General features: G+C 71.5%; 21 protein-coding genes and 6 pseudogenes. 10 read left to right on the forward strand and 17 right to left on the reverse strand.

Annotated features, from left to right (window positions below):
* Positions 1-397, reverse strand: a 397-nt coding sequence (locus tag B9S58_RS23790; protein ID WP_146063548.1) for a transposase, incomplete at its 3' end; no start/stop codon positions are given.
* Between the two features lie 53 nt (positions 398-450).
* Positions 451-876, reverse strand: a complete 426-nt coding sequence (locus tag B9S58_RS40280; protein ID WP_374935706.1) for a hypothetical protein — start codon at positions 874-876, stop codon at positions 451-453.
* 887 nt (positions 877-1,763) lie between these two features.
* On the opposite strand from B9S58_RS40280, the gene B9S58_RS23800 reads away from it, so the two are divergent.
* Positions 1,764-2,909 (forward strand): S1 family peptidase, encoded by a 1,146-nt coding sequence (locus B9S58_RS23800; protein ID WP_181009432.1) that lies wholly within the window; start codon positions 1,764-1,766, stop codon positions 2,907-2,909.
* Between the two features lie 66 nt (positions 2,910-2,975).
* Positions 2,976-3,737 (forward strand): isocitrate lyase/phosphoenolpyruvate mutase family protein, encoded by a 762-nt coding sequence (locus B9S58_RS23805; protein WP_103534111.1) that lies wholly within the window; start codon positions 2,976-2,978, stop codon positions 3,735-3,737.
* 171 nt (positions 3,738-3,908) lie between these two features.
* Here B9S58_RS23805 and B9S58_RS23810 read toward each other — a convergent pair.
* Positions 3,909-4,230 (reverse strand): annotated as a pseudogene (locus B9S58_RS23810) (family 1 glycosylhydrolase); the annotation flags it as partial.
* Between B9S58_RS23810 and B9S58_RS23815 the strand changes: the two are divergent.
* Positions 4,231-4,677: pseudogene (locus tag B9S58_RS23815) on the forward strand (ROK family protein); the annotation flags it as partial.
* A 112-nt stretch (positions 4,678-4,789) separates the two neighbouring features.
* On the opposite strand, the gene B9S58_RS23820 reads toward B9S58_RS23815, so the two are convergent.
* Positions 4,790-5,263, reverse strand: a complete 474-nt coding sequence (locus tag B9S58_RS23820) for an NUDIX domain-containing protein (RefSeq protein ID WP_103534112.1) — start codon at positions 5,261-5,263, stop codon at positions 4,790-4,792.
* A 194-nt stretch (positions 5,264-5,457) separates the two neighbouring features.
* Here B9S58_RS23820 and B9S58_RS23825 point away from each other — a divergent pair.
* Positions 5,458-6,121 (forward strand): annotated as a pseudogene (locus B9S58_RS23825) (alpha/beta fold hydrolase); the annotation flags it as partial.
* Positions 6,122-6,222: 101 nt separating this feature from the next.
* Here the strand turns inward: B9S58_RS23825 and B9S58_RS23830 are convergent.
* Positions 6,223-6,453, reverse strand: a pseudogene (locus B9S58_RS23830) (LacI family DNA-binding transcriptional regulator); the annotation flags it as partial.
* A gap of 294 nt (positions 6,454-6,747) precedes the next feature.
* Between B9S58_RS23830 and B9S58_RS23835 the strand changes: the two are divergent.
* A complete protein-coding gene (locus B9S58_RS23835; protein ID WP_103534113.1) occupies positions 6,748-8,064 on the forward strand; it encodes a transglycosylase family protein in 1,317 nt (438 codons plus the stop codon).
* On the opposite strand, the gene B9S58_RS23840 is transcribed toward B9S58_RS23835, so the two are convergent.
* Positions 8,034-9,197 (reverse strand): DMT family transporter, encoded by a 1,164-nt coding sequence (locus B9S58_RS23840; RefSeq protein ID WP_103534130.1) that lies wholly within the window; start codon positions 9,195-9,197, stop codon positions 8,034-8,036. The two genes, B9S58_RS23835 and B9S58_RS23840, sit on opposite strands and share 31 nt — an antisense overlap.
* A gap of 245 nt (positions 9,198-9,442) precedes the next feature.
* On the opposite strand from B9S58_RS23840, the gene B9S58_RS23845 reads away from it, so the two are divergent.
* On the forward strand, positions 9,443-10,147 hold the full coding sequence (locus B9S58_RS23845) for a (2Fe-2S)-binding protein (protein WP_103534114.1): 705 nt from the start codon (positions 9,443-9,445) through the stop codon (positions 10,145-10,147).
* 29 nt (positions 10,148-10,176) lie between these two features.
* Here B9S58_RS23845 and B9S58_RS23850 read toward each other — a convergent pair whose 3' ends face one another.
* Positions 10,177-10,539 carry an STAS domain-containing protein gene (locus B9S58_RS23850; protein ID WP_103534115.1) on the reverse strand — a complete coding sequence of 121 codons (363 nt, stop codon included), beginning with the start codon at positions 10,537-10,539 and terminating at the stop codon, positions 10,177-10,179.
* A 221-nt stretch (positions 10,540-10,760) separates the two neighbouring features.
* The gene (locus tag B9S58_RS23855) at positions 10,761-11,270 is read right to left on the reverse strand and encodes a MarR family winged helix-turn-helix transcriptional regulator (protein ID WP_103534116.1); all 510 of its coding nucleotides are present in this window, start codon (positions 11,268-11,270) and stop codon (positions 10,761-10,763) included.
* Between the two features lie 146 nt (positions 11,271-11,416).
* Here B9S58_RS23855 and B9S58_RS23860 point away from each other — a divergent pair.
* A pseudogene (locus B9S58_RS23860) lies at positions 11,417-11,708 on the forward strand (SpoIIE family protein phosphatase); the annotation flags it as partial.
* On the opposite strand, the gene B9S58_RS23865 reads toward B9S58_RS23860, so the two are convergent.
* Positions 11,705-12,088: a helix-turn-helix domain-containing protein gene (locus B9S58_RS23865; RefSeq protein WP_103534117.1), complete on the reverse strand. Its 384-nt coding sequence runs from the start codon at positions 12,086-12,088 to the stop codon at positions 11,705-11,707. The pseudogene B9S58_RS23860 and the gene B9S58_RS23865 overlap by 4 nt on opposite strands.
* Before the next feature lie 143 nt (positions 12,089-12,231).
* On the opposite strand from B9S58_RS23865, the gene B9S58_RS23870 reads away from it, so the two are divergent.
* The gene (locus tag B9S58_RS23870) at positions 12,232-12,642 is read left to right on the forward strand and encodes a RidA family protein (RefSeq protein WP_103534118.1); all 411 of its coding nucleotides are present in this window, start codon (positions 12,232-12,234) and stop codon (positions 12,640-12,642) included.
* A gap of 54 nt (positions 12,643-12,696) precedes the next feature.
* Here B9S58_RS23870 and B9S58_RS23875 read toward each other — a convergent pair whose 3' ends face one another.
* The 5 genes and pseudogenes from B9S58_RS23875 to B9S58_RS23895 form a co-directional block, all read right to left on the reverse strand.
* Positions 12,697-13,152 carry an ATP-binding protein gene (locus B9S58_RS23875; RefSeq protein ID WP_103534131.1) on the reverse strand — a complete coding sequence of 152 codons (456 nt, stop codon included), beginning with the start codon at positions 13,150-13,152 and terminating at the stop codon, positions 12,697-12,699.
* 96 nt (positions 13,153-13,248) lie between these two features.
* Positions 13,249-13,688 (reverse strand): annotated as a pseudogene (locus B9S58_RS23880) (response regulator).
* Positions 13,685-15,331: an ATP-binding protein gene (locus B9S58_RS23885; protein WP_103534119.1), complete on the reverse strand. Its 1,647-nt coding sequence runs from the start codon at positions 15,329-15,331 to the stop codon at positions 13,685-13,687. Before B9S58_RS23885 ends, B9S58_RS23880 begins: the two are co-directional and overlap by 4 nt.
* Positions 15,321-16,556 (reverse strand): PP2C family protein-serine/threonine phosphatase, encoded by a 1,236-nt coding sequence (locus B9S58_RS23890; protein WP_103534120.1) that lies wholly within the window; start codon positions 16,554-16,556, stop codon positions 15,321-15,323. The genes B9S58_RS23885 and B9S58_RS23890 overlap by 11 nt, the downstream gene beginning before the upstream one ends.
* A 116-nt stretch (positions 16,557-16,672) precedes the next feature.
* The gene (locus tag B9S58_RS23895) at positions 16,673-17,569 is read right to left on the reverse strand and encodes an RNA polymerase sigma factor SigF (protein WP_103534121.1); all 897 of its coding nucleotides are present in this window, start codon (positions 17,567-17,569) and stop codon (positions 16,673-16,675) included.
* A 257-nt stretch (positions 17,570-17,826) separates the two neighbouring features.
* Here B9S58_RS23895 and B9S58_RS23900 point away from each other — a divergent pair, with 257 nt between their 5' ends.
* Both B9S58_RS23900 and B9S58_RS38140 read left to right on the forward strand, forming a co-directional pair.
* Entirely contained in the window at positions 17,827-19,311 is a 1,485-nt protein-coding gene (locus B9S58_RS23900) for an SDR family NAD(P)-dependent oxidoreductase (RefSeq protein WP_103534122.1), read from the forward strand.
* Positions 19,312-19,669: 358 nt separating this feature from the next.
* Positions 19,670-19,846, forward strand: coding sequence for a hypothetical protein (locus tag B9S58_RS38140; protein ID WP_181009433.1), 177 nt, complete (start codon positions 19,670-19,672; stop codon positions 19,844-19,846).
* 16 nt (positions 19,847-19,862) lie between these two features.
* Here the strand turns inward: B9S58_RS38140 and B9S58_RS23905 are convergent, their stop codons facing one another.
* Genes B9S58_RS23905 through B9S58_RS23915 form a run of 3 tightly spaced genes read right to left on the reverse strand, consistent with a single transcriptional unit; the run spans position 19,863 to position 22,691 of the window.
* Complete coding sequence (locus tag B9S58_RS23905; protein ID WP_103534123.1) at positions 19,863-21,317, reverse strand: lipase maturation factor family protein; 1,455 nt, start codon at positions 21,315-21,317, stop codon at positions 19,863-19,865.
* Positions 21,318-21,339: 22 nt separating this feature from the next.
* Positions 21,340-21,852 carry a DUF1990 family protein gene (locus B9S58_RS23910; RefSeq protein ID WP_103534124.1) on the reverse strand — a complete coding sequence of 171 codons (513 nt, stop codon included), beginning with the start codon at positions 21,850-21,852 and terminating at the stop codon, positions 21,340-21,342.
* On the reverse strand, positions 21,849-22,691 hold the full coding sequence (locus tag B9S58_RS23915; protein ID WP_103534125.1) for a YndJ family protein: 843 nt from the start codon (positions 22,689-22,691) through the stop codon (positions 21,849-21,851). The genes B9S58_RS23910 and B9S58_RS23915 overlap by 4 nt, the downstream gene beginning before the upstream one ends.
* Between the last annotated feature and the right edge of the window lie 101 nt (positions 22,692-22,792).

The following is a 22,792-nucleotide window of genomic DNA, read 5'->3' on the forward strand; positions in this document are numbered from 1 at the left end:
TTATTGAAATACGGGCCCCCGCCGTGCCGGTGTACTGGCGCTGGACACCGGCCGAGCGGACCCCCTTCTTCAAGAACCCGGTGTCGTCCACGACCAGGATCGCCTTCCTGTCACCGAGATGTTCCATCACGAACTCCCGCACATCGTTGCGGACTTCGTCGGCATCCCAGTCGCACGTATTGAGCAGCCGCTGCAAACGGTCCGGCCGGTCATGCCCCGCGCGCTCAGCGACCGTCCACGCGTTCTTCCGCTCCAGCGACGACACCAACCCGTGCATGTAGGCCAGCGCCGACTCGCGGGGCTCCGAACGCTGAAAGCGGTGCACGAACCGCTCGTGCACCTCCTTCAGCCCAACCGCCCACCGCCGCACGTCATTGATCTCGAGGTCCCCACCCATGACAGGTACAACGACCACGCCGTCACACCGTCACTGCAAGCACGGTTGCAGTACTAGTACGGCGGCAGCCGCAGCGCCCCGGTGCCCTCGCGTACGTCGTGCACGAGCCGGATCTTCCCCACCGGATTGCCGCGCTCGTCCGTGGTCACCAGGGCCGCGTCGTCGCTGTTGACGCACCGCCCGCGCGCTTCCGGCTCCGGGCAGAACAGGACGTAACCGGTCTGCCGGTCGACGCGGCCCGGCTCCAGTCGCCAGATCCACTGGTAGGTACTCATGACCACCCGGGGGTAGGTGGCGCGCAGTTGCTCCTTCACCGCGTTCTGCACGGTGTCGCCGAACTTCTGACGCTCCCGGAACGGGCGGACGACCCGGGCGCTGCCCGTCGTGTCGACCCGGCCCGCCTCGATCTCGTAGCTCGCCGAGAAATAGGCGTGCTTGGTGAGCGAGGCCAGCAGGTCCGACCGGGTGAGCCGCATCACCGTGGGCCAGGACCCCTTGCCCTCGGTCGCGGCGGCCCGCGACCGAGGGGGAGACCACGTTCACGTACGATCCCTGAGCCTTCGCCAACGTGCTGTCGGCCCCGCTCGCCGTGACCCAGCTCTGGACGCACTCCCCGATCTCGCCGAGCACCTTCGTCACGGTGGCGTTCGTCAGCTCGGCGACCACGTAGGGCGGGGTGCCGGTCAGGCCCAGGGCGATCACCTCGTAACCACAGGCGTCGAAGGCGCCCTTGAGCGTACGGAAGTCCTCGGCCTGCTGCCGCCCGCGCTTCACGGCTTCGGCCAGTACGCCGGCGCAGTCCTTGCGGTCGCACAGACCCTGGTCCGCCTTGTCCGTGTCGATGCGGAGCCGGACCACGGCGTCGCGGTCGTCGGTCACCGCGAAGGTGACCTCCGAGCCGCCGGAGCCCGGGAAGAGGGTGAGTGCTCCGATCGCCTTGAGCTGACCCGGGAAATGCTTCTCGGCCAGTTCCTCCGCCGCCCGGCGGTCGTCCTCGGTGTCGACCACTCCGCACGCGCCCAGCAGCACGACCAGCGAACCCGCCAGCGTGCCGGTCAGCACGGCTCTCCACCACCTGCGGCGTGATCCGGTCATGATCTGCTCCTCCACCCGGCCCCGTCCCCTGTTCCTGTGACGGTAGGACGAGTGCCTGCGGCCCGGATGAGTACGCCTACTCAACCTGATGCGCGGCGTCCTCGCGCACCTCCTCCCGGTCCATGGCGCGATTGGCATGGACCTGACTATCGAACTCCGCTACAGTCCGGGACGATGCATCTGAGAGCGCTCTCAAGCGGCATGATCGGCATGCGCTCTCGGACGCCTCCCGTTCCCCCCACGTCGCTGGAACAACAGGAAGGTCACTCCCTTGAGACACGCAACCGTGCTGCGGACCGGTCTGTCCGCACTCCTGCTCCTCGGTGCCTGGGCAGCCGCCGGCCCCTCGTCCGCCTCCGCCGCCCCCTCCGACTCCGCCCAGGCCCCCGCCTCCGCAGCCCTGCTCACCGCGATGCAGCGCGACCTCGGCCTCAGCGAGGGCCAGGCCCGCGCGCGGCTCGCCGAGGAGAAGGCGGCCACCGCCCTGGAGTCGAAGGTGCAGCGCACCGCGGGCTCCGCCTACGGCGGTTCCTGGTTCGACGCGAAGTCCGGCAAGCTGGTCGTCGCCGTCACGACCACCGAAAAGGCCGAGGCCGTACGGGCCGCCGGCGCCGACGCCCGGCTCGTCGAGCACACGGCCCAGCAACTCGACGCCGCGAAGGCACGCATCGACGCCCTGCCCGCACCGGCCGGGGTGAGCAGCTGGCACGTCGATCCGGCGACCAGCAGCGTCGTCGTGAACGTCGTCGCCTCCGAGCGCCTTGACAACGATGTCTGGGTGTTCGTCGCCCAGGCCCGCGAGGCCGGGCCCGTGACCGTCGAGACGACATCGCAAGCACCGCAGACCTTTGCCGCGGGAACGGTCGGAGGCGACCCGTACTACACGGGCAACGTCCGCTGTTCCATCGGCTTCTCCGTCCATGGCGGTTTCGTCACCGCCGGGCACTGCGGCGGCACCGGCCAGTCCGTGCGCGGCTGGGACGGCTCGGCCATCGGCCACTTCCAGGGCTCGTCCTTCCCCGGCAACGACTACGCTTGGGTGAATGTGGCCAACGGCTGGTGGACCGTGCCGGTCGTCCTCGGCTGGGGCACCGTCTCCGACCAGCTGGTCCGGGGCTCGAACGAGGCCCCGGTCGGCGCGTCCATCTGCCGTTCCGGCTCCACCACGCGCTGGCACTGCGGCAGGGTCCTCGCCAAGAACGAGACGGTCAACTACAGCCAGGGCGCCGTGCACCAGATGACCAAGACGAGCGTCTGCGCCGAGGGCGGCGACTCCGGCGGCTCGTTCATCAGCGGCGACCAGGCCCAGGGCGTCACCTCCGGCGGCTGGGGCAACTGCTCCGGCGGCGGGGAGACCTGGTACCAGCCGGTCAACGAGATCCTCAACCGGTACGGGCTGACCCTGCACACCGCGTGATGCTTGGGAGCCGCCCCGTCGTCCTCCCCGGCGGGGCGGCTCCCGCCGACGGGTAGCCTCCTCGGCATGGACTCTCATACCACCGTTGAGCGGGCTCAACGCTTCAAGCAGCTGCACGCCGAGTACAAGCCGCTCGTGCTGCCGACCGTCTGGGACGTCTGGTCCGCGCGGACGGCAGCCGATGCCGGGTTCCCCGCGCTGACGGTCGGCAGCCATCCGCTCGCCGGTTCCCGGGGGGCCGACGACCAGGAGGGGCAGACCTTCGAGGAGGTGCTCGCCGCCGTCAGGCCGATCATCGCGGCGGTCGACGTTCCCGTCTCCGTGGACCTGGAGGCCGGCTACGGACAGAAGCCCGCGGATCTCGCCGCCGGTCTCATCGAGGTCGGCGGCGTCGGTCTCAACATCGAGGACACCGTCCACTCGGAGGGCGGACGCGTGCGCAGCACGCAGGAGCACGCGAGCTACATCGCCGGACTGCGTGCGGCGGCCGACGACGCGGGTATCCCGGTCTGGATCAACGGACGCACCGACCTCTTCCTGCACGCGGACAACCCCTCCGACGTCCTCAACGAGGTGATCGAGCGACTGCGCGCCATGGAGCAGGCCGGCGCCGACAGTGTCTACCCGGTGCGAATTCAGGACAACGACGACCTGCTCGCGGCCGTGACCGGATCCGTCGCCGTTCCCGTGAACTCCACAGCTCATCCCGTCAAGCACGATCTTGAGCGCTTCCGCCGTCTCGGCGTCGGCCGGATCACCTACGGTCCTCTGCTGCAATTCGCGATGACGGACGCGATGAAGGACATGCTCGGGCCGTGGGCGCCCTAGGGGCGGTCGTCGAACCGCCGTCTGCCGGGCGGTGCCTGGCGACAGGCCTGAGGCCCCGCGAGGCCGTGGACGCGGCTGACCGCACCGTGATGAAGAAGCTCTTCGGCCGCGGCGAGGGATTCGCCGCGGCCGGAGGGTGGCCGGTGGGAGCGGGGGAGCGGGGGAACGAGGTCAGGCGGCCGGGCGGGCGTTCCGCTGCGTGTGTTCCCGGACCAGCTCCACGTACCCGGTGGCCGCTGCTCTTGACCGTACGGCGCTGCGTCGCGTAGTCCACGTGGACCAGGCCGAACCGCTTGTCATAGCCGTACGCCCACTCGAAGTTGTCCAGCAGCGACCGGGCGAAGTACCCGGCCGGCGGGGCGCCCTTGGCGACCGCGCGGGCGCAGGCGGCGAGGTGCTCCTCCAAGTAGCGGACGCGCTCGGGGCCGTGGACCCAGCCGTCCGCCGCGACGACGTCCTCGTACGCCGAACCGTTCTCGGTGACGTAGACGCGCTACCCGAGGACGCCGACGACGAGACCGCGCTCGCCGCACTGCTCGCCGCCGCCTGTCCGGGGCAACCCGGCATCCCGGACCCGGTGGCCCTCGCGCTGCTCGACGAGACGGCCGAATGCCTCGGCGCGGCCCTCGCCGACCTGATCAACCTCTTCCTGCCCGAGCGGATCCTGATCGGCGGCTGGGCGGGCCTGCTCGTCGGACCCCACCTGCTGCCCGAGATCCGCCGGTACGCGGACGAGTACGTCCTGCGTCACGCGGCTGCCCGCACCATCATCGAGATGGGCCGCCTCGGCCCGGACGCGGTCACGGTGGGCGCGGCCACGCTCCCGCTCGCCGACTTCCTGACCCGGGGCGGCAGCCGGCCAGGTCCGGGCGGCACCGGCACGCCGCCCCGTACGGCCGTCCAGGCGGTCGGGGAACGCCACCGTACGCCGATGGGCTGAGCAGGGAGGGCTGCACGAGGTGCGTCCGCCCGGGCGGCGGTCCCGTACCGGCGGGTCCTCCGGCGCGCCCCGGTCCGTGCGCCGGCCGCTCGTCTCCCGAGCCGTCTCCGGACTACCGTCCCGCGCCGCCCGGTGCGACCCAGCGCGGGTCCACCCGTCCCAGCCAGGCATCCTGGGCGTCGGCCAGCGGGTGCTCCAGAGGAAGCGGCACGAACCGGCAGGCGAACCGCATCCCCGCGTCGGCCCCGTCGCCGCGCACCCGGTGCTCCCACTCCGCAGGCACGTCCGGCGGGGCGTCGAGCAGGAGGAAGGTGGTCAGCCGGGGCTGCCCGGTCTCGGGATGTGCCCGCTCGTCCACCGCGATCCGCCGGACGACACGGGCTCCGGTAAGCCCGGCCTCCTCGGCGACCTCGCGCAGGACGGCCCGCTCGGGATCCTCACCGGGCGCGATACCGCCCGCAGGTACCTGAGTGCCCGCCTCCGGAAAGTCCACGTGATCGAAGACCAGCAGGGCGGGGAGAGGGTGACGCCGGATCACATAGGCGGCGACCCGGACGCGGGGCGGGGAAGGGGTGGTGGCGGTCATGGACGCATCCTCGCGGACGCCCGTGAACTCCCGCCAGTCCGTTGGCGCCTCTGAAGGCTCTGTCCGGTGAACCGGGGCGTCATAGGCTCCGGGGCAGGCACAGCACCCTGACCGGGCACGCGCGTTGTCTCCACGGAGACGGGAGACGGCCCACGCCGCACTGTGGCCTCGAACACCGGGAGCACCTCTTCGTCGAGCTGGCGGATCCGAAAGATACGGACGCGCCGGCGTTCCGCGTCGTGGTCCCTTCGCTGCCGGGCTTCGGTTACAGCGACAAGCCGGCCACCGCCGGGTGGGGGACGGAAGAGATCGCGGCCGCATGGGTGGAACTCATGGGAAGGCTCGGCTACGGCAAGTTCGTAGCCGATGGCGGCGACCGGGGAGGAAACATCACCACGGTTCTCGGCGGCAGGTTCCCGGAACACGTTCTCGGCATCCATACGACGTTCGCGGAGGCGCCGCCCGGATTGACGACGGAAGGGCTGACGGAGGTCGAGCGCAGGTGGACCGAGGGAACCCACGACTTCTGGCGCCACCGCGCGGCGTACGCGAAGCAGCAGCGACCCGGCCGCAGACCATCGGCTACTCGATCGTCGACTCACCGGTCGGGCTTCCTGCCTGGATCCTCGACAGGTTCGCCGAATGGTCGGACACCGAGGCTGGCCCGTTCGAGACGATCTCCACGTATCCCCGCGACATCGAGAAGAGCCCGCGCCCCTGGGCGCAGGAGCGGTACCGACAGATCGTCCGATGGAGGTCGTCCGAAACCGCGGACGTTTCCCGTCGCTGGAGGTGCCCGAGTACTTCGTCAAAGATCCGCAGGAGGGCCTCGCGGCCGTGCTGGCCGCCGATCGGTGAACGCGGATCGGCGGTCCGGCACTTGGCCGGCTCTCATGCCACTGGGGTTGATCCCTGGCGCGAGGTCGGCACAGCTGACCGGGACAGGCCGCGCCGGGCACGCCCGACACCACCATTGCCACGGCGTCGGCACGCCGGGTCACCAGGGACCGGGCCGCACGGTTCGGCGTACAGCCCGTCACGGAGACCGCGCGCCGTCCGGCCTCCTGGAGCACCGTGTCCTCATCGCGCACTACGTTGATGATCCGGGAGACGGTGGCGCGCGAGACACCGGCCGCCCGTGCCGCGTCCTCCAGGGTGGGCGCTCCGGCCGTCCGCAGGTCATCCGTCAGGAGTGCCTTCACAGCAACTGCGGAGAGCGCTCTCCACGAGGTGGCGGCTCGCGACGCTCACGGAGGTGGCCACGCGTGCCCGGCCGGAGGAGTCCCGGGAGGCCTGAACGCATGCAGGGACGAAGGGAGTTCACGGCTTCGGCCGGACACGGTCCCGGTCGGATCTCCGGGGATCGAATTCCGGCCACGGATCGTCCTGGTGTGGCCGAGTATCACGTTTTGCTTGTGGTCAGTCACAGCCCGGACCTACGTTGCCCCTTGCGAGATGTCCCAAAGCCAGTGGGGGAGCCAGGTATGGCCGCGAACGGACGGCACCGCAGGTATCAGCCCAGCCGGATCAACCGTGTTTCGCTCACGGTGACGGCGGGCGGCGCGGGCATCGCGCTCCCGCTCATCACCGCGGCCTCGGCGGGTGCCGCACCGGTCGAGGTCTGGGAGAAGGTCGCCGCCTGCGAGTCCAGCGGCAATTGGGCCGTCAACACGGGCAACGGCTATTACGGCGGGCTGCAGTTCAGCGGCTCCACCTGGGCGGCCTTCGGCGGCACGCGGTACGCGCCGCGCGCCGACCTCGCCACCCGGGACCAGCAGATCACCATCGCCGAGAAGGTGCTGGACGGCCAGGGCCCCGGCGCCTGGCCCACCTGTTCCGTACGGGCGGGGCTCGTCCGGGGCGGGGACGCATTCGGGACCACCCCGGAGGCGGGGACCGGTGCGCAGAGCGCGGGAAACCGGCCCGTCCGGGCCGCGGCGCCGCAGAGCGCGCCACCCAGGCAGCCGCAGACGCGGCCCGCCGCGGCGACGCCCACCCATGTGCCGGGCAAGCGCGACTCGTACACGGTCGCGAGCGGCGACTCCCTCTCCGGGATCGCGTCCGCCCAGGGGGTGCGCGGCGGCTGGCAGGGCCTCTACGCGACCAACCGCACCGTCGTCGGGAGCGACCCGGACCTGATCTTCCCCGGACAGCGGCTGAGCCTCGACCAGAGCCGGGCGCCGAAGGCGGGGGAGCGGACGAGCTCCGGAAAGCCTGCGGGGAAGACCGCCCCGAAGCCCCCGGCGGCCGCGCCGAAGCAGGAAGCGCCCAAGCAGGAAGCCCCGAAGCAGCAGGAACCCAAGAAGGAAGCGCCCAAGAAAGAAGCACCGAAGCAGGAAGCGCCGAAGGAGGCCGCTCCCAAGAAGGAGCAGCCCGCTCCGGAGCGGGCCGTGAAGCACTCCGGCTTCAGCGCTCCGGTGGCCGCCGGCACCGGCACCCCCTACCGGCAGGCCGGTTCCTGGTCCAGCGGGTACCACACCGGGGTGGACTTCCCCGTGCCCACCGGGACATCGGTGCAGTCGGTGGCCCCGGGAAGCGTCGTCTCGGCCGGCTGGTCCGGAGCGTACGGCTACGAGGTCGTCATCCGGCACAGCGACGGCAAGTACAGCCAGTACGCCCATCTCTCCGCGCTCCATGTGCGCGCGGGGCAGTCGGTCTCCGGCGGGCAGCGTATCGCCCGCTCCGGCTCCACGGGCAACAGCACGGGCCCGCACCTGCACTTCGAGATCCGCACCGGCCCCGGTTACGGGTCGGACGTCGACCCGCTCGCCTACCTCCGGGCGGGCGGCGTCAGGATCTGAACCGCCCGTTGGGTGCGGGAGCGCCGCAGAGTGGACCCGCCGCGCCGCCGCCGCTCCGCGAGCGGGCCCGGCGCACCGAACTCCATCTGCGGCACCGCGTGTCCCGGCGGCAGGGGCGGCGAGGCGTGTGCCACGGGCAGCCGCCCCGACGCGGGTTCCGGCACGACCGGCGACGGTGAGGGACGTCCGTCCTCCCGGCCCTCCGCGACGGGGACCGCGTCCTGCGAACCGGATCCGGCGGCCGGGGCCGCGCGCTGCTCGCCGGGGGCTGCCACCTCAGGGTTCGTCCGTGCCTCCCGGGCGTGCTCCGCGCTCAGCCGCTCCCGTGTCAGCATGATCAGGCCGCCGGCGGCCACGATCCCACAGGAGAGAGCAAGGGCGGTGCCCGGGGCGCCGAGGCGGAAGTGCTCGCCGAACAGCGTGATGCCGATCGCGGCGGCCACCACCGGGTTGACCACCGTCACCGTCGCGAGCGGAGCCGTGAGTCCCGCGCCCCGGTAGGCGGCCTGGGACAGGAACAGGCCCGCCGCCGCGAGCCCGGCGATCACCAGCAGCGGCAGTGCGCCCGACCTCAGCGAACCGGACGTCCACTCCACGGCCACCGTCTTGGTGAACACCGAGGCCATTCCGAACGCCGCACCCGCGCCCGTGGCCAGGACCATGCTGCGCAGGACCGGACGGCGCAGCGTACGGGCGAGCACGACGAGCGCGCCGACGGCCCCGAACGTCACCGAGGCCAGCACGACCTGCTCGGGACCGTTGAGGGTGTGCGGCTCGGCGTTCCCCGTGAGCGCCAGGAGTCCGCCGAGCCCGGCCGTCGCCATCAGCGCGCCGCGCCAGGCCGTCGCCCCCGCCCTCCGCCCGACGAACAGGGCCGCCATCGGCAGGGCGAAGACGATCGTCAGCGCACCGAGCGGCTGGACCAGGCTGAGCGGACCGTACGCGAGCGCCACCACGTGCAGGACCGCACCGGTCCCGTTGAGGACGACGGCGACCCACCACACTCCGTTGCGCACCAGGGCACGCGTGGAGTTGTCACCGGTCGCGGCCACGCGCTCCTGGATGATCGCCCCGGCCGCGTAGGCGACCGCGGAGATCAGTGACAGCAGCACGGACAACGCAAGGGAACTCATGTACACCACGATGTCCCGTCCGGGGCCCCACGTCGTCGTCCTTGAGACTGCACTTCGGCATACTGCCCCAGTAGTACGCCCGTCGGACCGACGTCCTCCTCCCGACGGTAGTCCTGCCGCCCCCAGCCGTCAGAAGTTGCCGCCCGGCGGCTACGGTGAGCCGCGAGGACCGCACAGCCGGTGTCATTGCGGCCGGTCATGGGAGCGGCCCGGAGGCGGACCCGGGAACCGAGGGGGAGCAGGGCATGGACCTGGTGCTACAGGCGTCGGTCGGGGGGTTCTTCGCGCTGCGGACCACCCCGGTGCCGGGCGGCGGCCACCGGCCGCTGGAGCGGTTGTACGCGGGGGAGAACGGTCCTCTCGCCGCGCGCGTCGACAAGGTCGCGGCGCGCCTCGCGGCCCCCGAGCGCAGGGTCGCCGCCTCCATCGCCCATCTCGGGCTGGCCGCCCGGCTCTGGTCCCTGGCCCTGGGCCCGGCCGCGCTCTTCGGGCGGATCCCCGCCCTGACGCCCGGCGCCCTTCACTGGGACCCGTCGTCCACCTCGCCGGACGACCTGTGGCTCGCGGGGACGGCGGAGCTGCCCGGAACGGCCGCCCGGATCCGCGAGGAGGTCCAGTACGGGCATCTGGTGCCGCTGGCTGAGGCGTTCCGGCGCGACGGGAACATCTCCCCGCAGCTGCTGCGGGGCAACGCGGGGTCCGCGCTCGCCGGAGCCGTGCGCGAACTCGTCACGTTCGCGCGCGCCCACGACCGGCCGGACGTGGCCGCACGGGCCCGTGCACTGGCGGCCGAGCTCTTCGACGACGAGGCGCTGCGTGATACCGGGTCCCCCCACGGTCCGGCGTTCCGGCGGCGCAGTTGCTGCCTCTACTGGCGCTGTCCGGGCGGCGGGCTGTGCGGGGACTGCGTGTTCGACCGGGCGCCCGGATCGGCCGGGACGGGACGGTAGCCGCCCCGCCCCGGCCGGTCCGGGACCGGTCAGGAAGGCAGTACGGCGTCGATGGCATCGTCCACGGTCGGCAGGACGGACAGGGCGCTGTCGAGGCCGATGATGTCGATCAGGCGTCGCATGAACGGGGACGGGGCGGCCAGCCGCAGCCGGTCGCGCAGCGCGGTGTGTCCCTGGAGGAGCACGTTCACCGTCGTCGAGTCCGCGAAGCCGACTCCGGACAGGTCCACGACGACCGGGCCGGAGCCGTCGGCGGCCGCCGAGGTCAGGGCGAGGCCCAGCGGTGCGACGCTGTCGATATCGAGGTCACCCGACACGGTGAGGACCAGAGCACCCCGCTCCTGTCGGGTGGAGATTCTGACGGCTCTGTCTTCGTTGGGCGATGAGAACACGGAAGGCACCTCGGACGGGTCGGAAGGGGACGGAGAGCCGTTCTGCCTGACGGGCCGGCATCGTTCCGTCCCTGGTCGCGGCGGGGTACGGGGCAACGACGGCAGTAACAGTTGCCATGTGGCAACATTCTCCATTGGGTAACAATCTGATCCCCGGCGGTTGCTCGGACGGCTGTCGAAGGCGGCCGGCCGATGGATGCGGAAGCAGGAGGTGGATGAAGCTAGGCGCTGTCGGCGACATCGTCCTGGAGCTGGGAGGCGGCCGTATCCCCGTGCGGGGAACGACGCTCCGAAGCGGCGGCGTGGAAGGCCGCGAGGCCCTCGGCGAGAGCGGCGAGGGAGGCGGGATCCATCCGCTCCAGCACGGTGTGCAGTTCGCCGGCGCGCAGGGCCCGGTACTCTTCGAGAAGGGCGCGGCCGCGCAGGCTCAGCCGCAGTTCCACCTCACGTCGGCTGGTCGGGCTGGGCGCCCGATGGACGAGCCCCGTCGCCTCCATCCGGTCGCAGAGCCTGCTGACGGAAGGGGCGCGCGAACCGAGGGCTTCGCCCAGCGCCCGCAGATTGGTGCCTTCCTGCCTCCCGATCACGAGCAGGGCCCGAAGCTGGGAAGGCGATACGGTTCCCGAAGGGGCGGATTCCCGGCCCCACAGCACCTCCAGCAGCTCCGAGGCGGCGACGGCGTCGTCGGACGCCTGTTCGCGGCTGCTCGGGCGAAATCCTCGGTGGGGCATTCGGCCACTGTGTCACCCGTCAGGCCTGCTTGTCAGCCCGGGCCCGGCGCTTGCCACGTCGCAGGACGTCGACGGCGCGAGAAACCGTGAACAGACGAACGGACGTCGAGGCCGCCGAACAGGACACCGACCTCCACCAGCGGGCCCGGCTCGGCATGTTCGAGGAGTCGCCGTACACGGTCCAGGAGTTCCATGTGGAGCCCGGCGACCGGCTGCTGCTGTTCAGCGACGGCGTCCACGGAGCGGTGTCCCCGCTCGGCGCGGCGTCCGGGGAGCGCGGGCCCGGCCCGCGCCATCCGGTCGACGCGGCTCCTGCCGGCCGCCACCGTTCCACGCGCGACGCTCGGCGAACTGGCGGAGTACCGGGGCACGGAGACGCCCGACGACCCGCTGGTGCTGTGCCTGGAATGGTTCGGCCGCCAGGAGGAGAGGCCCTAAGGCGCGTCGAAGGCACGGCGGGCGGCATCGATGTGCCCGATGTGCTCATGGGTCCAGTCGCACATCACATGGACCGTCCGGCGCAGGCCCTGCCCCGGGCCGGTGAGGGTGTACTCGACCCGTGGGGGCACGGTGGGGTGCACACACCGCTCGACGAGTCCGTAGCGCTCCAGCATCCGCAGGTTCTGGGTGAGCATCTTGTGGCTGATGCCCTCGACCTCGCCGCGGAGCTCGGTGAAGCGGAGGGTGCCATCGCCCAGGGCCTCGATGATCAGGAGCGCCCACTTGTTGGCGACGTCGGAGAAGATCTCCCGCGCCAGTGAGTCCGCGCGCCGCAGATCCGTGTCCTCGGGCGAGCCGCTGAACTGCTTGGTCACCATCAGGTTCCCCCGTCACCTAAAAGTGCGTTCTTCCATGTCAGCGGCGACTCTCCTACGGTTCCCGAGTAACCACAAGTGACCGGGAACCGGCCGGTCCGGTGGAGAAGAGGGGGCACGGCCCCCGGGACGAGGAGGCGGGCAGTATGGCCATCACCCTGGTGAACCCGAGCGGACTGCCGGAGATCGGCGCGTACCGGCAGGTGTCGGTCGCGACCGGATCGAAGCTGGTCTTCATCGCCGGACAGGTCGCTTGGGACGCGGAGGGGGCCACCGTCGGCGCGGGCGACCTCGCCGCGCAGGTCGAGCAGTGTTACGTCAACATCGGCACGGCCCTCGCCGCGGTCGGCGGCACCTTCGACGACCTGGCGAAGCTGACGGTGTACGTCGTGGACTGGACGCCCGAGAAGATGTCCCTGTTCCTGGAGGGCGTGTCCCGGGCCGCCGCGCGACTGGGGACCACCCCCGTACCGCCCGGCACGCTGGTGGGGGTCGCGGCCCTGGACATCCCCGAACACCTGGTGGAGGTCGAGGCCACCGCGGTCCTCGACGCCTGACGGGCGCCCCGGACGGCGAACGGGCGGACGACGGGCGGGGAGTTCCGGCCGGGCTCAGGTGCTGAGCTGGAACTCCGCCCGGATCCGCTTGCCCACCGGCACCCGCTCGGCCGTCAGCCGGTCGCACAGGGCCACGACGATCTCCATGCCGTGACCGCCGAGGCGGGACGGGTCGGGGGCGTACAGCACGGGCAGCGCGGTGCTGCTGTCGTACACCGTGACGCTGATGAGCCGGGCGGTGCCCTCCAGTTCCAGGAGATAGGGGCCGTGGCTGTAGCGGTCGGCGTTGGTGACCAGCTCGCTCACGGCCAGCATCAGGTCGCTGCGCGTGTGTTCGCCGATCGGGGCGAGGCACTCCGCAGCGAGTCTCGTCAGGAAACGGTCGGCGAGCGCACGGGCCAGCGCGATGCAGCCCGGCTCGCCGTCGAAGACCTCGGCGCTGAGCAGTACCTCCGCGGAAGCCAGCCCCAGGCCCGGGTCTTCCGGTGGGGAGGTGACCTGTTCGTTCATGTGCTCCAGCCAGGGCGCCGCAGTGAGGTCGGAGACCATTTCCGCCATTCGTCTACCCCTGGCGAAGGATCCCACTCCAGGAGATCCGGACCGATCCTACGCACGTCCGGGCAGCCGCACCACGGTCACGAAGAACTCGTCGATCCGGCGCACCGCCGCGATGAACTGATCAAGATCCACCGGCTTCGTCACGTACGCGTTGGCGTGGAGTCTGTAGCTGCGCAGGATGTCCTCCTCGGCCGAGGACGTGGTGAGCACGACCACCGGGATGAGGCAGAGCTCGGGGTCGCTCTTGATCTGCTCCAGCACCTGCCGGCCGTCGTACTTGGGCAGGTTCAGGTCCAGCAGCACCAGGTCGGGGCGGGGGGCCTCGGTGTACTCGCCCCGCCGGTGGAGTCCAGCGCCGCCTGACCGTCGCGCACGACGTGCAGGGTGTTGCGGATCTTGTTGTCCTCGAAGGCCTCACGGGTCATCAGCTCGTCGCCGGGATCGTCCTCGACGAGCAGGACCTCGATGGGTTGGACAGGGGTGTTCACGAAGGATCTCCCGGCCGGCTGGTGAGGAGGGCGGGAGCGAGCCGCTCCGCCGTGGTGTGCGTGGGCGCCTCGGGCGCCACGGGCAGGGTGAAGTGGATGCGGGTACCTTCGCCCGGGGCGGGCTCCAGCCAGATCCGGCCACCGTGGAACTCGACGATCTTCCGGCAGAGAGCGAGGCCGATGCCCGTGCCCTCGTACGCGTCACGGGCGTGCAGCCGCTGGAAGATCACGAACACCTTGGCCGCGAACTCGGGCGCGATCCCGATCCCGTTGTCCGACACCGTCAGGTGCCAGTCCTCGCCCTCGCGTACGCAGTCGAGCGAGATCCGGCACGGGACGCCCTCCCGGCGGAACTTCACCGCGTTGCCGACGAGGTTCTGCCAGACCATCGTGAGCGCGGTCGCGTCCCCGAGCAGTTCGGGCAGGGGCTCTGGCCGCTCGATCACCGTTCCCGACTCCTCGATCGCGAGGGTCAGATTGGCCAGGGCGCGGTCCAGGGCCCGGTCCAGATCGACCGGCTGCCGGCTCTCCTGCACCCGGCCCACCCGCGAGAACGTCAGCAGGTCGTTGATGAGGACCTGCATCCGCTTGGCGCCGTCCACCGCGAACGCGACGTACTGCTTGCCCCGCTCGTCGAGCTCCTCGCCGTACCGCTTCTCCAGGAGCTGGCAGAAGGAGGCGACCTTGCGCAGCGGTTCCTGGAGGTCGTGCGAGGCGACGTAAGCGAACTGCTCCAGCTCCGCGTTGGAACGGCGCAGCTCCTCCGTCTGCTCCGCGAGGAGGGCCTCGCGCTCCTGGGCCTCGGCCAGCTCGTCGGCCAGTCGCCGCCGCATGTCCTCCACCGCCCAGGCCACGGCCTGCACGTCGGAAGGACCCTTGATCTCGATCCGCGTCCCGAAGGCCCCGGACCTGACGCGGTCCGACGCGCCGCGCAGCCGGTTCAGCGGGACGCCCACCACCCGGTGGAGCAGCAGGCTCAGCGCCACCACGGTCAGCACGAAGACGGTGACCAGCGCGATCAGCACCCGGTCGCGGGTGGTGCGCGCCGAGCCGAGGTCGGCCCGCGCCTGGTCGCGGGCCTCGGCCAGATGCCCCTGCTGGTCGCCGTACGCCTGCCGCAGCTGGTCGAAGTCCGCCTTGCTGCGCTGCAACTGCGCCCCGGTGGCGGCCTCGCTCGGTCCCACCTCCCGGACCGTCCGCATCAGCGGCTCGGCCTTGCTCCGCCGCCACTGCTGCGCGGCGGCGGCGATGGCGTCGAGATCGTCGGCGTAGCGGTTGTCCGCGCCCACCAGGCGCCGGACCTGCGCGAGGCGCTCCTGCTCGGCGGCCTTCCCCGCCTCATAGGGTTCGAGGAAGGAGTCGTCGCCGGTCAGCGCGAATCCCCTGATCCCGGTCTCCTGGTCGAGCAGGGCGTTCTGGAGCTGGAAGGACGCCGATCTGGCGGGCTGGATACGGTCCACGAGATCGGTCGTACGGTCGGAGATCCGGGACATCACGAGCCCGCCGATCACCAGACAGCCGCAGACCACCACGATGAATCCGCCGAGGATGAGATGGACCCAGTTCTGCACCGACAGCCGTGCGGCGAAGCCGCTGGGAGCCGGTTTCCTCCTCGCGTGACCGCTCGTCGCGCTATCGCTCATCGGATTCCGCTCCCCAGCCCAGATGCAGCACGGCCACATCGTCCGCGAGGCCGCCGTAGGGCGCGGCCCCCTCGGTGGCTCCCGCCACCAAGGCGTCGACGAACGCGCGGGCCGGCAGGTGCCCGTTGGCCCGTGCCATCGCGAGCAGCCCTTCCTCCCCGAGGCGGCTGTCCGGTCCGTCGCGTCCCTCGAAGAGCCCGTCCGTGAAGAGCACGAGACCCGCACCGGGCGTCAGCGGGATGTCGACCGTCGGCCACCGGCCGGTCCCGGGCAGCAGCCCGAGCGCCATGCCGCCCTCGGGCTCCACCCAGGTCACGTCCGTGCCCTGGCGCAGCAGCAGGCCGGGGTGACCGGCCCGCAGGACCTGGGCGTGCCGCTGCCCGGGCGGGAACGCCAGCGAGGTGACGGTGGCGAACACATGCGAGTCCGAGCGCTCGGCGACCAGGATCTCCTCCAGCAGGGCTATCTGCTCGGGGTGGGGCGTACCGCACAGCACCGCGGTACGCCAGGCCACCCGCAGACACACGCCGAGCGCGGCCTCGGCGGCGCCGTGCCCGGAGACATCGCCGATCACCGCGTGCACCGTGCCGTCCGAGGTCTGTACGACGTCGTAGAAGTCACCGCTCAGCAGCCCGTGGACCCGCCCCGGCTCATAACGGGCGCGCGCCCGGAAGCGATCGTCCCGCAACAGCGGGACGGGGAGCAGCCCGCGCTCCAGCCGGGCGTTCTCCTGGGCGGTCAGCCGGTTGGCACGCAGCGCGGCAGCGGCGCGTTCGACTTCCTTGCGCTGCAGGGCGTAGCGGATCGCACGCGCCAGCACCTCAGGGTCCAGAAGCCCCTTGACCAGGTAGTCCTGGGCGCCTCCGGCGACCGCGCGGAGCCCGGTGCCGGATTCCTCCAGTCCGGTGAGGACGACGATCGCGGCCTCGCTGTCGGACTCCAGGATCTGCCGCACGGCGTCCAGGCCGTGGACGTCGGGAAGGTGCAGATCGAGGAGCACGCACACCGGGATGGTGGACGCGTGCAGGAAGGCGCGCGCCTCGGCCAGGGTCTTGCACCAGGTGAGGGCGGAGTCCAGCTCGCTGTCGGTGAGCATCTCCTCGACGAGCAGGGCGTCACCCGCGTCGTCCTCCACGAGCAGGATCGACGCGTTCAGATTCCACAGCGGCGCCTCGGCGGGTGGCGCGGCCCCGACCTGCTGGGAGGGAATTCCGGCTATGCCCACAGGACTCGGCGATGTGCCCACGGGCGACTCGGTCAACCCCCCACCCCCTCGTGCGACGGCGCGGTTGATCCGGCCTGACCGTCAGGAAGCATAGGCGAGCGACGGGCCAAGCAGGCTCACGCCTCGACGCTCATCCCCTTACGCAGCTGCTGGACGATCCTGCTGAGCAGCCGCGACACATGCATCTGGGACACGCCCAGCTCCTCGCCGATCTGCGACTGCGTCATCTCCGCCCCGAACCGCATCTGCACGATCCGGCGCTCCCGGTCGTCGAGCCGGTCCAGCAGCGGGGCCAGGGTGTGCAGGTTCTCGACGGTCTCCATGGCCGGATCCGTCTCACCGAGGACATCGGCGTACGCCCGCTGCTCCTGGCCGGATTCACTGTCCGCGGAGGGGGTGTCGAGCGAACCGGCGGAGTAGCCGTTGGCGGCCACGAGCCCCTCGATGATCTCCTCCTCGGGAAGGTCGAGGTGGGCGGCCAGTTCCTTGACGGTGGGGTCGCGGTCGAGCTCGGCGGAGAGCTGCTCCTTCGCCTTGGCGAGGTCCACCCGCAGCTCCTGGAGCCGCCGCGGCACGTGCACCGACCAGGTGGTGTCGCGGAAGAACCGCTTGATCTCCCCGACGATGTAGGGCACGGCGAAGGTGGCGAACTCCACCTCGCGGGACAGGTCGAACCGGTCGATCGCCTTGATCAGGCCGATCGTGCCGACCTGGATGATGTCCTCGGTGTCGTCGCCGCCGCGGTTGCGGAACCGGGACGCGGCGAAGCGCACCAGCGAGAGGTTCATCTCGATCAGGGTGTTGCGCGCGTACTGGTGCTCGGGAGTGCCCTCCTCCAGGACCTGGAGCCGGTCGAAGAACATCTTCGACAGGGCCCGTGCGTCCTGCGGGGCGATCTTTCCGGCGTCCTCGACCCAGGGCAGCTCTCCGGTGACGTCCGCCGTCCGCGCACCGGTCCGGTCGTCGCTCGGCGGCGCCGTCGTTCCGGTGGCTCGCACTGACATCGCTGTCATGGTGTCGCCCTCCCTGCTGCCCAATGTGTCGGACGGTCGCCTGCCCGGTCCCCGCGAAGTCATGCGTCCTTGTTCCGTTTCTCTCCCCGTTTCTCTCCCCGCGCCGCAGTCCCGCGGTCCCTTCCGCGCCTTCTCCGCCGGGGACCGCTCGTACACCGCTCGAACGGAGCAGTGGCCCGCGCATGGCAAACTTGGGCGGGGTGTTTCGGCCTGCGGTGATCCATGATCCGCGGCGAGAAGATGACAGAGGAACGGCAATGACGGTGACAGAGGACAGCCCGGAGCTCGCTCCCGGAATCGAGGAGTTCGGTCCCGGTATCGACCCGGAGCGGCTGGCCGTCTGCCTGGGCGTGCTCGACGAACTCGACCGGATCGAGGTGGACCATCCGGACGCCGTCGCCGTCCGCCGGGCCACCGCCGGGATCTACCGCACCGTGAAGCAGCGCCGCCGCCAGGAGCGCCGCGCCGCGAAGACCGCCCACGACCGGGCGGTCACCGAGGCCACGGCGACCGGCTCGGCCGAGCGCATCGACGACGAGACGCAGGGCGTGCTGCCCTCCTCCTCCGCCCAGGCCGAGATCGCGGGCATCCTCCAGCGGCCCCGGTCCTGCTACATCTGCAAGACGCGGTACGTCGAGGTCGACGCGTTCTACCACCAGCTCTGCCAGTCCTGCGCCAAGGAGAACCGCTCCCGCCGCGATGCCCGTACCGACCTGACCGGACGCCGGGCGCTGCTCACCGGCGGCCGGGCGAAGATCGGCATGTACATCGCGCTGCGGCTGCTGCGCGACGGCGCGCACACCACCATCACCACCCGCTTCCCCAACGACGCGATCCGCCGCTTCAAGGCGATGGAGGACAGCGACGAGTGGATCCCCCGGCTGAAGATCGTCGGCATCGACCTCCGCGACCCGGCCCAGGTCGTCGCCCTGGCCGACTCCGTCGCCGCCGAGGGCCCGCTCGACATCCTGATCAACAACGCCGCTCAGACGGTCCGCCGCTCCCCGGGGGCCTACAGCGAGCTGGCCAACGCCGAGTCGGCCCCGCTGCCCGCGGGCGAACTGCCCGCCTCCGAGGTCATCGGGACCTTCGGCAGCGGCACGGTCGACCGGGTCGCCGCCCTGCCCGCCGCCCGCAAGGAGAGCCTGAGCGCCCAGGACGTCACGGACCTCGCCCTGGTCAGCGGATCCGCCTCGCCAGCCCGGATCGCCGCAGGCACCGCGATCGACGCGGGCGGCCTCGTCCCGGACCTGCACGACAGCAACAGCTGGATCCAGACGGTCGAGGAGGTCGAGCCGATCGAGCTCCTCGAAGTCCAGCTCTGCAACTCCACCGCGCCGTTCATCCTGATCAGCCGGCTGCGCCCGGCGATGGCCGCCACCGCCGCGACCCACGCGTACGTCGTCAACGTCTCGGCGATGGAGGGCGTCTTCAGCCGCGGCTACAAGGGCGCCGGCCACCCGCACACCAACATGGCCAAGGCCGCGCTCAACATGCTGACGCGCACCAGTGCCCAGGAGATGTTCGAGAAGGACGGCATCCTGATGACGGCCGTGGACACCGGCTGGATCACGGACGAGCGCCCGCACCCGGACAAGATGCGCCTCGCCGAGGAGGGCTTCCACGCGCCCCTCGACCTGGTCGACGGCGCCGCCCGGGTCTACGACCCGATCGTGCGCGGTGAGGACGGAGAGGCCCTCTACGGCTGCTTCCTCAAGGACTACGCCCCCGCGAACTGGTAACCCGAACGGCCCAACCGGCCGGTCGGCCTCCGTGCGGCGGCCCGAAACCCGGCCCAGGATGTTTCCTGGGCCGGGTTTTTGCGTACCTGGTGGCCGAAAGTGACCTACCGCACACATTCTATCGAGCGCAGTGGCGCTCGTTTGGTTACGCTGAGGCGAACGGACGCCATCGAGGAGCCCACGAAGGTTCTTCGACCGTCCTGGGACATGGCCGGTAACCCGGCCGTTGTTCCGCCCCCAACCGGCGCCACCGCGACCGACATATCCCCATCCCTGCCCCGCGCGGGGCGGTCGCGCCCCGGCATCGCTGCCGGAGCGACGGCGACGCCCCGGGCGACGCGACCCGAAGGAGTGCGCGGTGACGACACCGGAACTGACCGAGCGCGAGATGCGCCCCGCCGAACGCAGCACGGGGCGGCCCGGCCGCCCCGAGAAGCTGCGGAACATCGAGGTCTGGGCCAGGTCCGCCCCGATCCGGCTCGCCGGATACGAGGACGACCTCGCCGAGCCGCACATCCTGCCCGGCGTCGACTGAGGCGTCGACCGACGGTTCAGCGCGTCCCGCGGCCCGACTCCCCGCCCTTCCGCTCCGGCGGCAGTGGCCGGGAGACGGGCCGCAGGAACTCCCGGACATAGGTGCGGTGCCACCAGCAACCGGTGGCCCGCAGCTCCCGGAGCCCGGTGAACCGGTAGTGGAACACCCGGGCGCGAACGTACCGGGGCGGTCCGTCGGGAAACGGATCGTGGCCGAGCAGCCGGAGCGTGTCCCGGTCGCCCTCCAGCAGCCGCTCGACGAACGGCCCGAACCAGGAGCGCGCGTACGCGGGGGAGAGCGCCGCGAACCACATCATCCAGTCGAGCCGCAGATGGTACGGGGCGAAGAGACGCGGCAGCCGGCGCGGATCGCCCGGCTTGCCGCGGAAGCCGTACTCCCGCCATTCGGCGCCCTCGTGCGCCACCGGATCGGCGCTGCCCTCCACCACGACCTCCAGCCGCGTGCGGCTGATGGAACCGAACGCCCCGTAGGTGTTGACCAGGTGCAGGGGATCGTAGGACCGGTTCATCGCCTGCCGTCGCGAGAGCAGATTGCGTGCCGGGCGGTAGCTGAGCACCAGCACCAGGGCGGTGGCCGCGATGACGACCACCTCGTACCAGAGCGGCGGCGCGGTCCGGGCCGGCGGTGGGCCGGTCAGCGGAGTCCAGTCGATCGCGGAGAGCGCCAGCGCGATGGTGAGCCAGTTCAGCCAGGCGAAGTTCCCCGACAGGACGAGCCAGAGCTGGGTGAGGACCATCAGGCCAGCGGCCACGCTCGCCACCGGCTGCGGGGTGAACAGCAGGAAGGGCACCAGCAGCTGGGTGACATGGTTGGCCGCGACCTCCACCCGGTGCACGGGCCTGGGCAGATGGTGGAAGAACCAGCTCAGCGGCCCCGGCATCGGCTGCGTCTCGTGGTGGAAGTCCAGGCACGTCAGATCGCGCCAGCACGCGTCCCCGCGCATCTTGATCAGCCCCGCGCCGAACTCCACCCGGAACAGCAGCCACCGCAGCAGCCACAGCACCAGCACCGGCGGGGCCGTGTCCCCGCTGCCGAGGAAGATCGCCAGGAATCCCGTCTCCAGCAGCAGTGACTCCCAGCCGAATCCGTACCAGACCTGCCCCACCTGGACGATCGACAGATACAGCGCCCACGGCAGCGCCCAGAGCAGCATGCCGCCCCACAGCGGTAGCGAGCCGTCGAGACCGGCGATCAGGGCCACGGAGACGGCACAGCCGCTCCAGGCGGCGGCGGAGAAGAAGCGGTCCGAGTAGTGCAGCCGGAAGAGCCCCGGAGCGACCCGCCAAGGCGTGCGCCGCAGCAACTCGGGGACGGGCAGCATGCCGCGCTCGCCGATCAGCGCCCGGAACTGGAGCGCGGCGGAGAGGAAGGCGACCAGATAGACCACGGCCAGAGCCCGCTGGAAGATCAGCCGGCTCAGCCAGTAGCCGTCCGCGGTGAACCACTCCATCCCTGCCAGTATCGGCCAGGAGTCAGCTCGCGGCGACGATACGGCGCAGCGTGCGGCCGAGCCTGCGCGCGTACCAGTGCTGCGCGCGCGGTACCAGCGGCCCGGCGAGCCGGGTGTACCAGGAGGCGGGGCGTGAGAACGCCAGCACCGTGAACCACACGGTCCCGTCGTCCGCGAGGTCCACCACGAAGCACTCCTCGCCGTGCTCCGGATGCCCGGCCCGGGTGCCGTAGCCGAAGCCGGTGCGTCCGTCCTCCCCGTACGCCGTCCAGACCACCTCGCAGGGAGCCGTGAAGCGCAGCGGTCCGAGCCCCAGGGAGATCTGGACGCTGCCGCCGGGCTCCGCGCGCCGGGCCGGGGCCTCCACCCGTGCGCCCGAGGCGCGGTGCATCCGCCACTCGGTGACCGCCGCGCCGGCGGCCGCGAAGTCGGCCCCGCCCCGGCCGATCCGGGTGCGGTGGTGGAGGTGGTGGTAGCCCCGGGGGAGCGGGCCGAGGCGGGTGGCGCCGACCTCCGGGTAGGTGAGGGTGCTCATGCGGTCCTGCCTTCGGTGCGGATGGGTGCTTGGGCTCGGATGCGCCGCCAGGCCAGCAGCGAGCAGAGCGCGAAACCCAGCGCGTTGCCCAGGCCATGGGTGGCGGCCATCCAGGTCAGGGTGGGGTGGGGCAGTCCGGTCGCCTCGCCGAGCGCCCAGCTCAGCGCGAGCAGCATCGTCGCCACGAGGACGGCGGCGGAGGTGAGCAGCAGGAGCCGGGTGGTCCGGTCCCGGCCGTCGGCGTGCCCCATGCGCCAGGTGAGCAGGCCGACCGTCCACATTCCGGCGGTGAGGACGACGGCCCCGACCAGCTCGGCCCAGTCGCCGACGAAATAGCCGGCGAGGACGAGGAGGGTGCCCAGCGGCACGCTCAGTGCCGCGAAGCGGCCCGCCGGGCTGTCGGCGACCCGGCAGACCAGGCCCGCGATCAGGGCGGCGGCGAATCCGGCGAAGTGGAAGTGCGGCACGGTGAGCGCGAGGATGCCGAGGTCGAATCCGAACAGTTCGTGTCCCGCACGCTCGGCGACCAGGGCGGTCGCGGCGACGGCCGGGGTGACCAGTGCGGTGAGCAGGGCGATCCCGGCGTGGTCGAGGCCCTTGCCGCGGACCGCCCGGCGCGGTGCGTGCAGGGCGAGCAGGCCGGCGCCCAGCGCGTAACAGCAGGCGAGCACCGTGGCCGTGGTGCCGCGCGGCAGCCAGAGGGCGACCGCGCCCGGTACGGCGAAGAGCGGCCAGAGCCGGCGGATCAGGGCCGGCTCCCGCAACTCGGTCAGCCGCAGCCCCGCCGGCACGACGACGAGCATGCCCAGCATCACGATGGCGTTGACCAGTGCGGACACGATTCCCCCCTGCTTTGAACGTGTTCAAGTTCCAGGAGTGAGAGTAGTGGGTTTATTGAACGCGTTCAATACCGGGGTGCCGGCCGGTCGTCCGCTTGCGG

The sequence above is a fragment of the Streptomyces sp. SM11 genome (assembly GCF_002910905.1).
Taxonomy (GTDB): Bacteria; Actinomycetota; Actinomycetes; order Streptomycetales; family Streptomycetaceae; genus Streptomyces.

Bases quoted from the DNA above. Each gene is read 5' to 3' on its own strand.
- B9S58_RS23805 (WP_103534111.1), top strand. From the start codon at position 2,976: ATGGACTCTCATACCACCGTTGAGCGGGCTCAACGCTTCAAGCAGCTG.
- B9S58_RS23820 (WP_103534112.1), bottom strand. From the start codon at position 5,263: ATGACCGCCACCACCCCTTCCCCGCCCCGCGTCCGGGTCGCCGCCTAT.
- B9S58_RS23835 (WP_103534113.1), top strand. From the start codon at position 6,748: ATGGCCGCGAACGGACGGCACCGCAGGTATCAGCCCAGCCGGATCAAC.
- B9S58_RS23840 (WP_103534130.1), bottom strand. From the start codon at position 9,197: ATGAGTTCCCTTGCGTTGTCCGTGCTGCTGTCACTGATCTCCGCGGTC.
- B9S58_RS23845 (WP_103534114.1), top strand. From the start codon at position 9,443: ATGGACCTGGTGCTACAGGCGTCGGTCGGGGGGTTCTTCGCGCTGCGG.
- B9S58_RS23855 (WP_103534116.1), bottom strand. From the start codon at position 11,270: ATGCCCCACCGAGGATTTCGCCCGAGCAGCCGCGAACAGGCGTCCGAC.
- B9S58_RS23865 (WP_103534117.1), bottom strand. From the start codon at position 12,088: ATGGTGACCAAGCAGTTCAGCGGCTCGCCCGAGGACACGGATCTGCGG.
- B9S58_RS23870 (WP_103534118.1), top strand. From the start codon at position 12,232: ATGGCCATCACCCTGGTGAACCCGAGCGGACTGCCGGAGATCGGCGCG.
- B9S58_RS23875 (WP_103534131.1), bottom strand. From the start codon at position 13,152: ATGAACGAACAGGTCACCTCCCCACCGGAAGACCCGGGCCTGGGGCTG.
- B9S58_RS23885 (WP_103534119.1), bottom strand. From the start codon at position 15,331: ATGAGCGATAGCGCGACGAGCGGTCACGCGAGGAGGAAACCGGCTCCC.
- B9S58_RS23895 (WP_103534121.1), bottom strand. From the start codon at position 17,569: ATGACAGCGATGTCAGTGCGAGCCACCGGAACGACGGCGCCGCCGAGC.
- B9S58_RS23900 (WP_103534122.1), top strand. From the start codon at position 17,827: ATGACGGTGACAGAGGACAGCCCGGAGCTCGCTCCCGGAATCGAGGAG.
- B9S58_RS23905 (WP_103534123.1), bottom strand. From the start codon at position 21,317: ATGGAGTGGTTCACCGCGGACGGCTACTGGCTGAGCCGGCTGATCTTC.
- B9S58_RS23910 (WP_103534124.1), bottom strand. From the start codon at position 21,852: ATGAGCACCCTCACCTACCCGGAGGTCGGCGCCACCCGCCTCGGCCCG.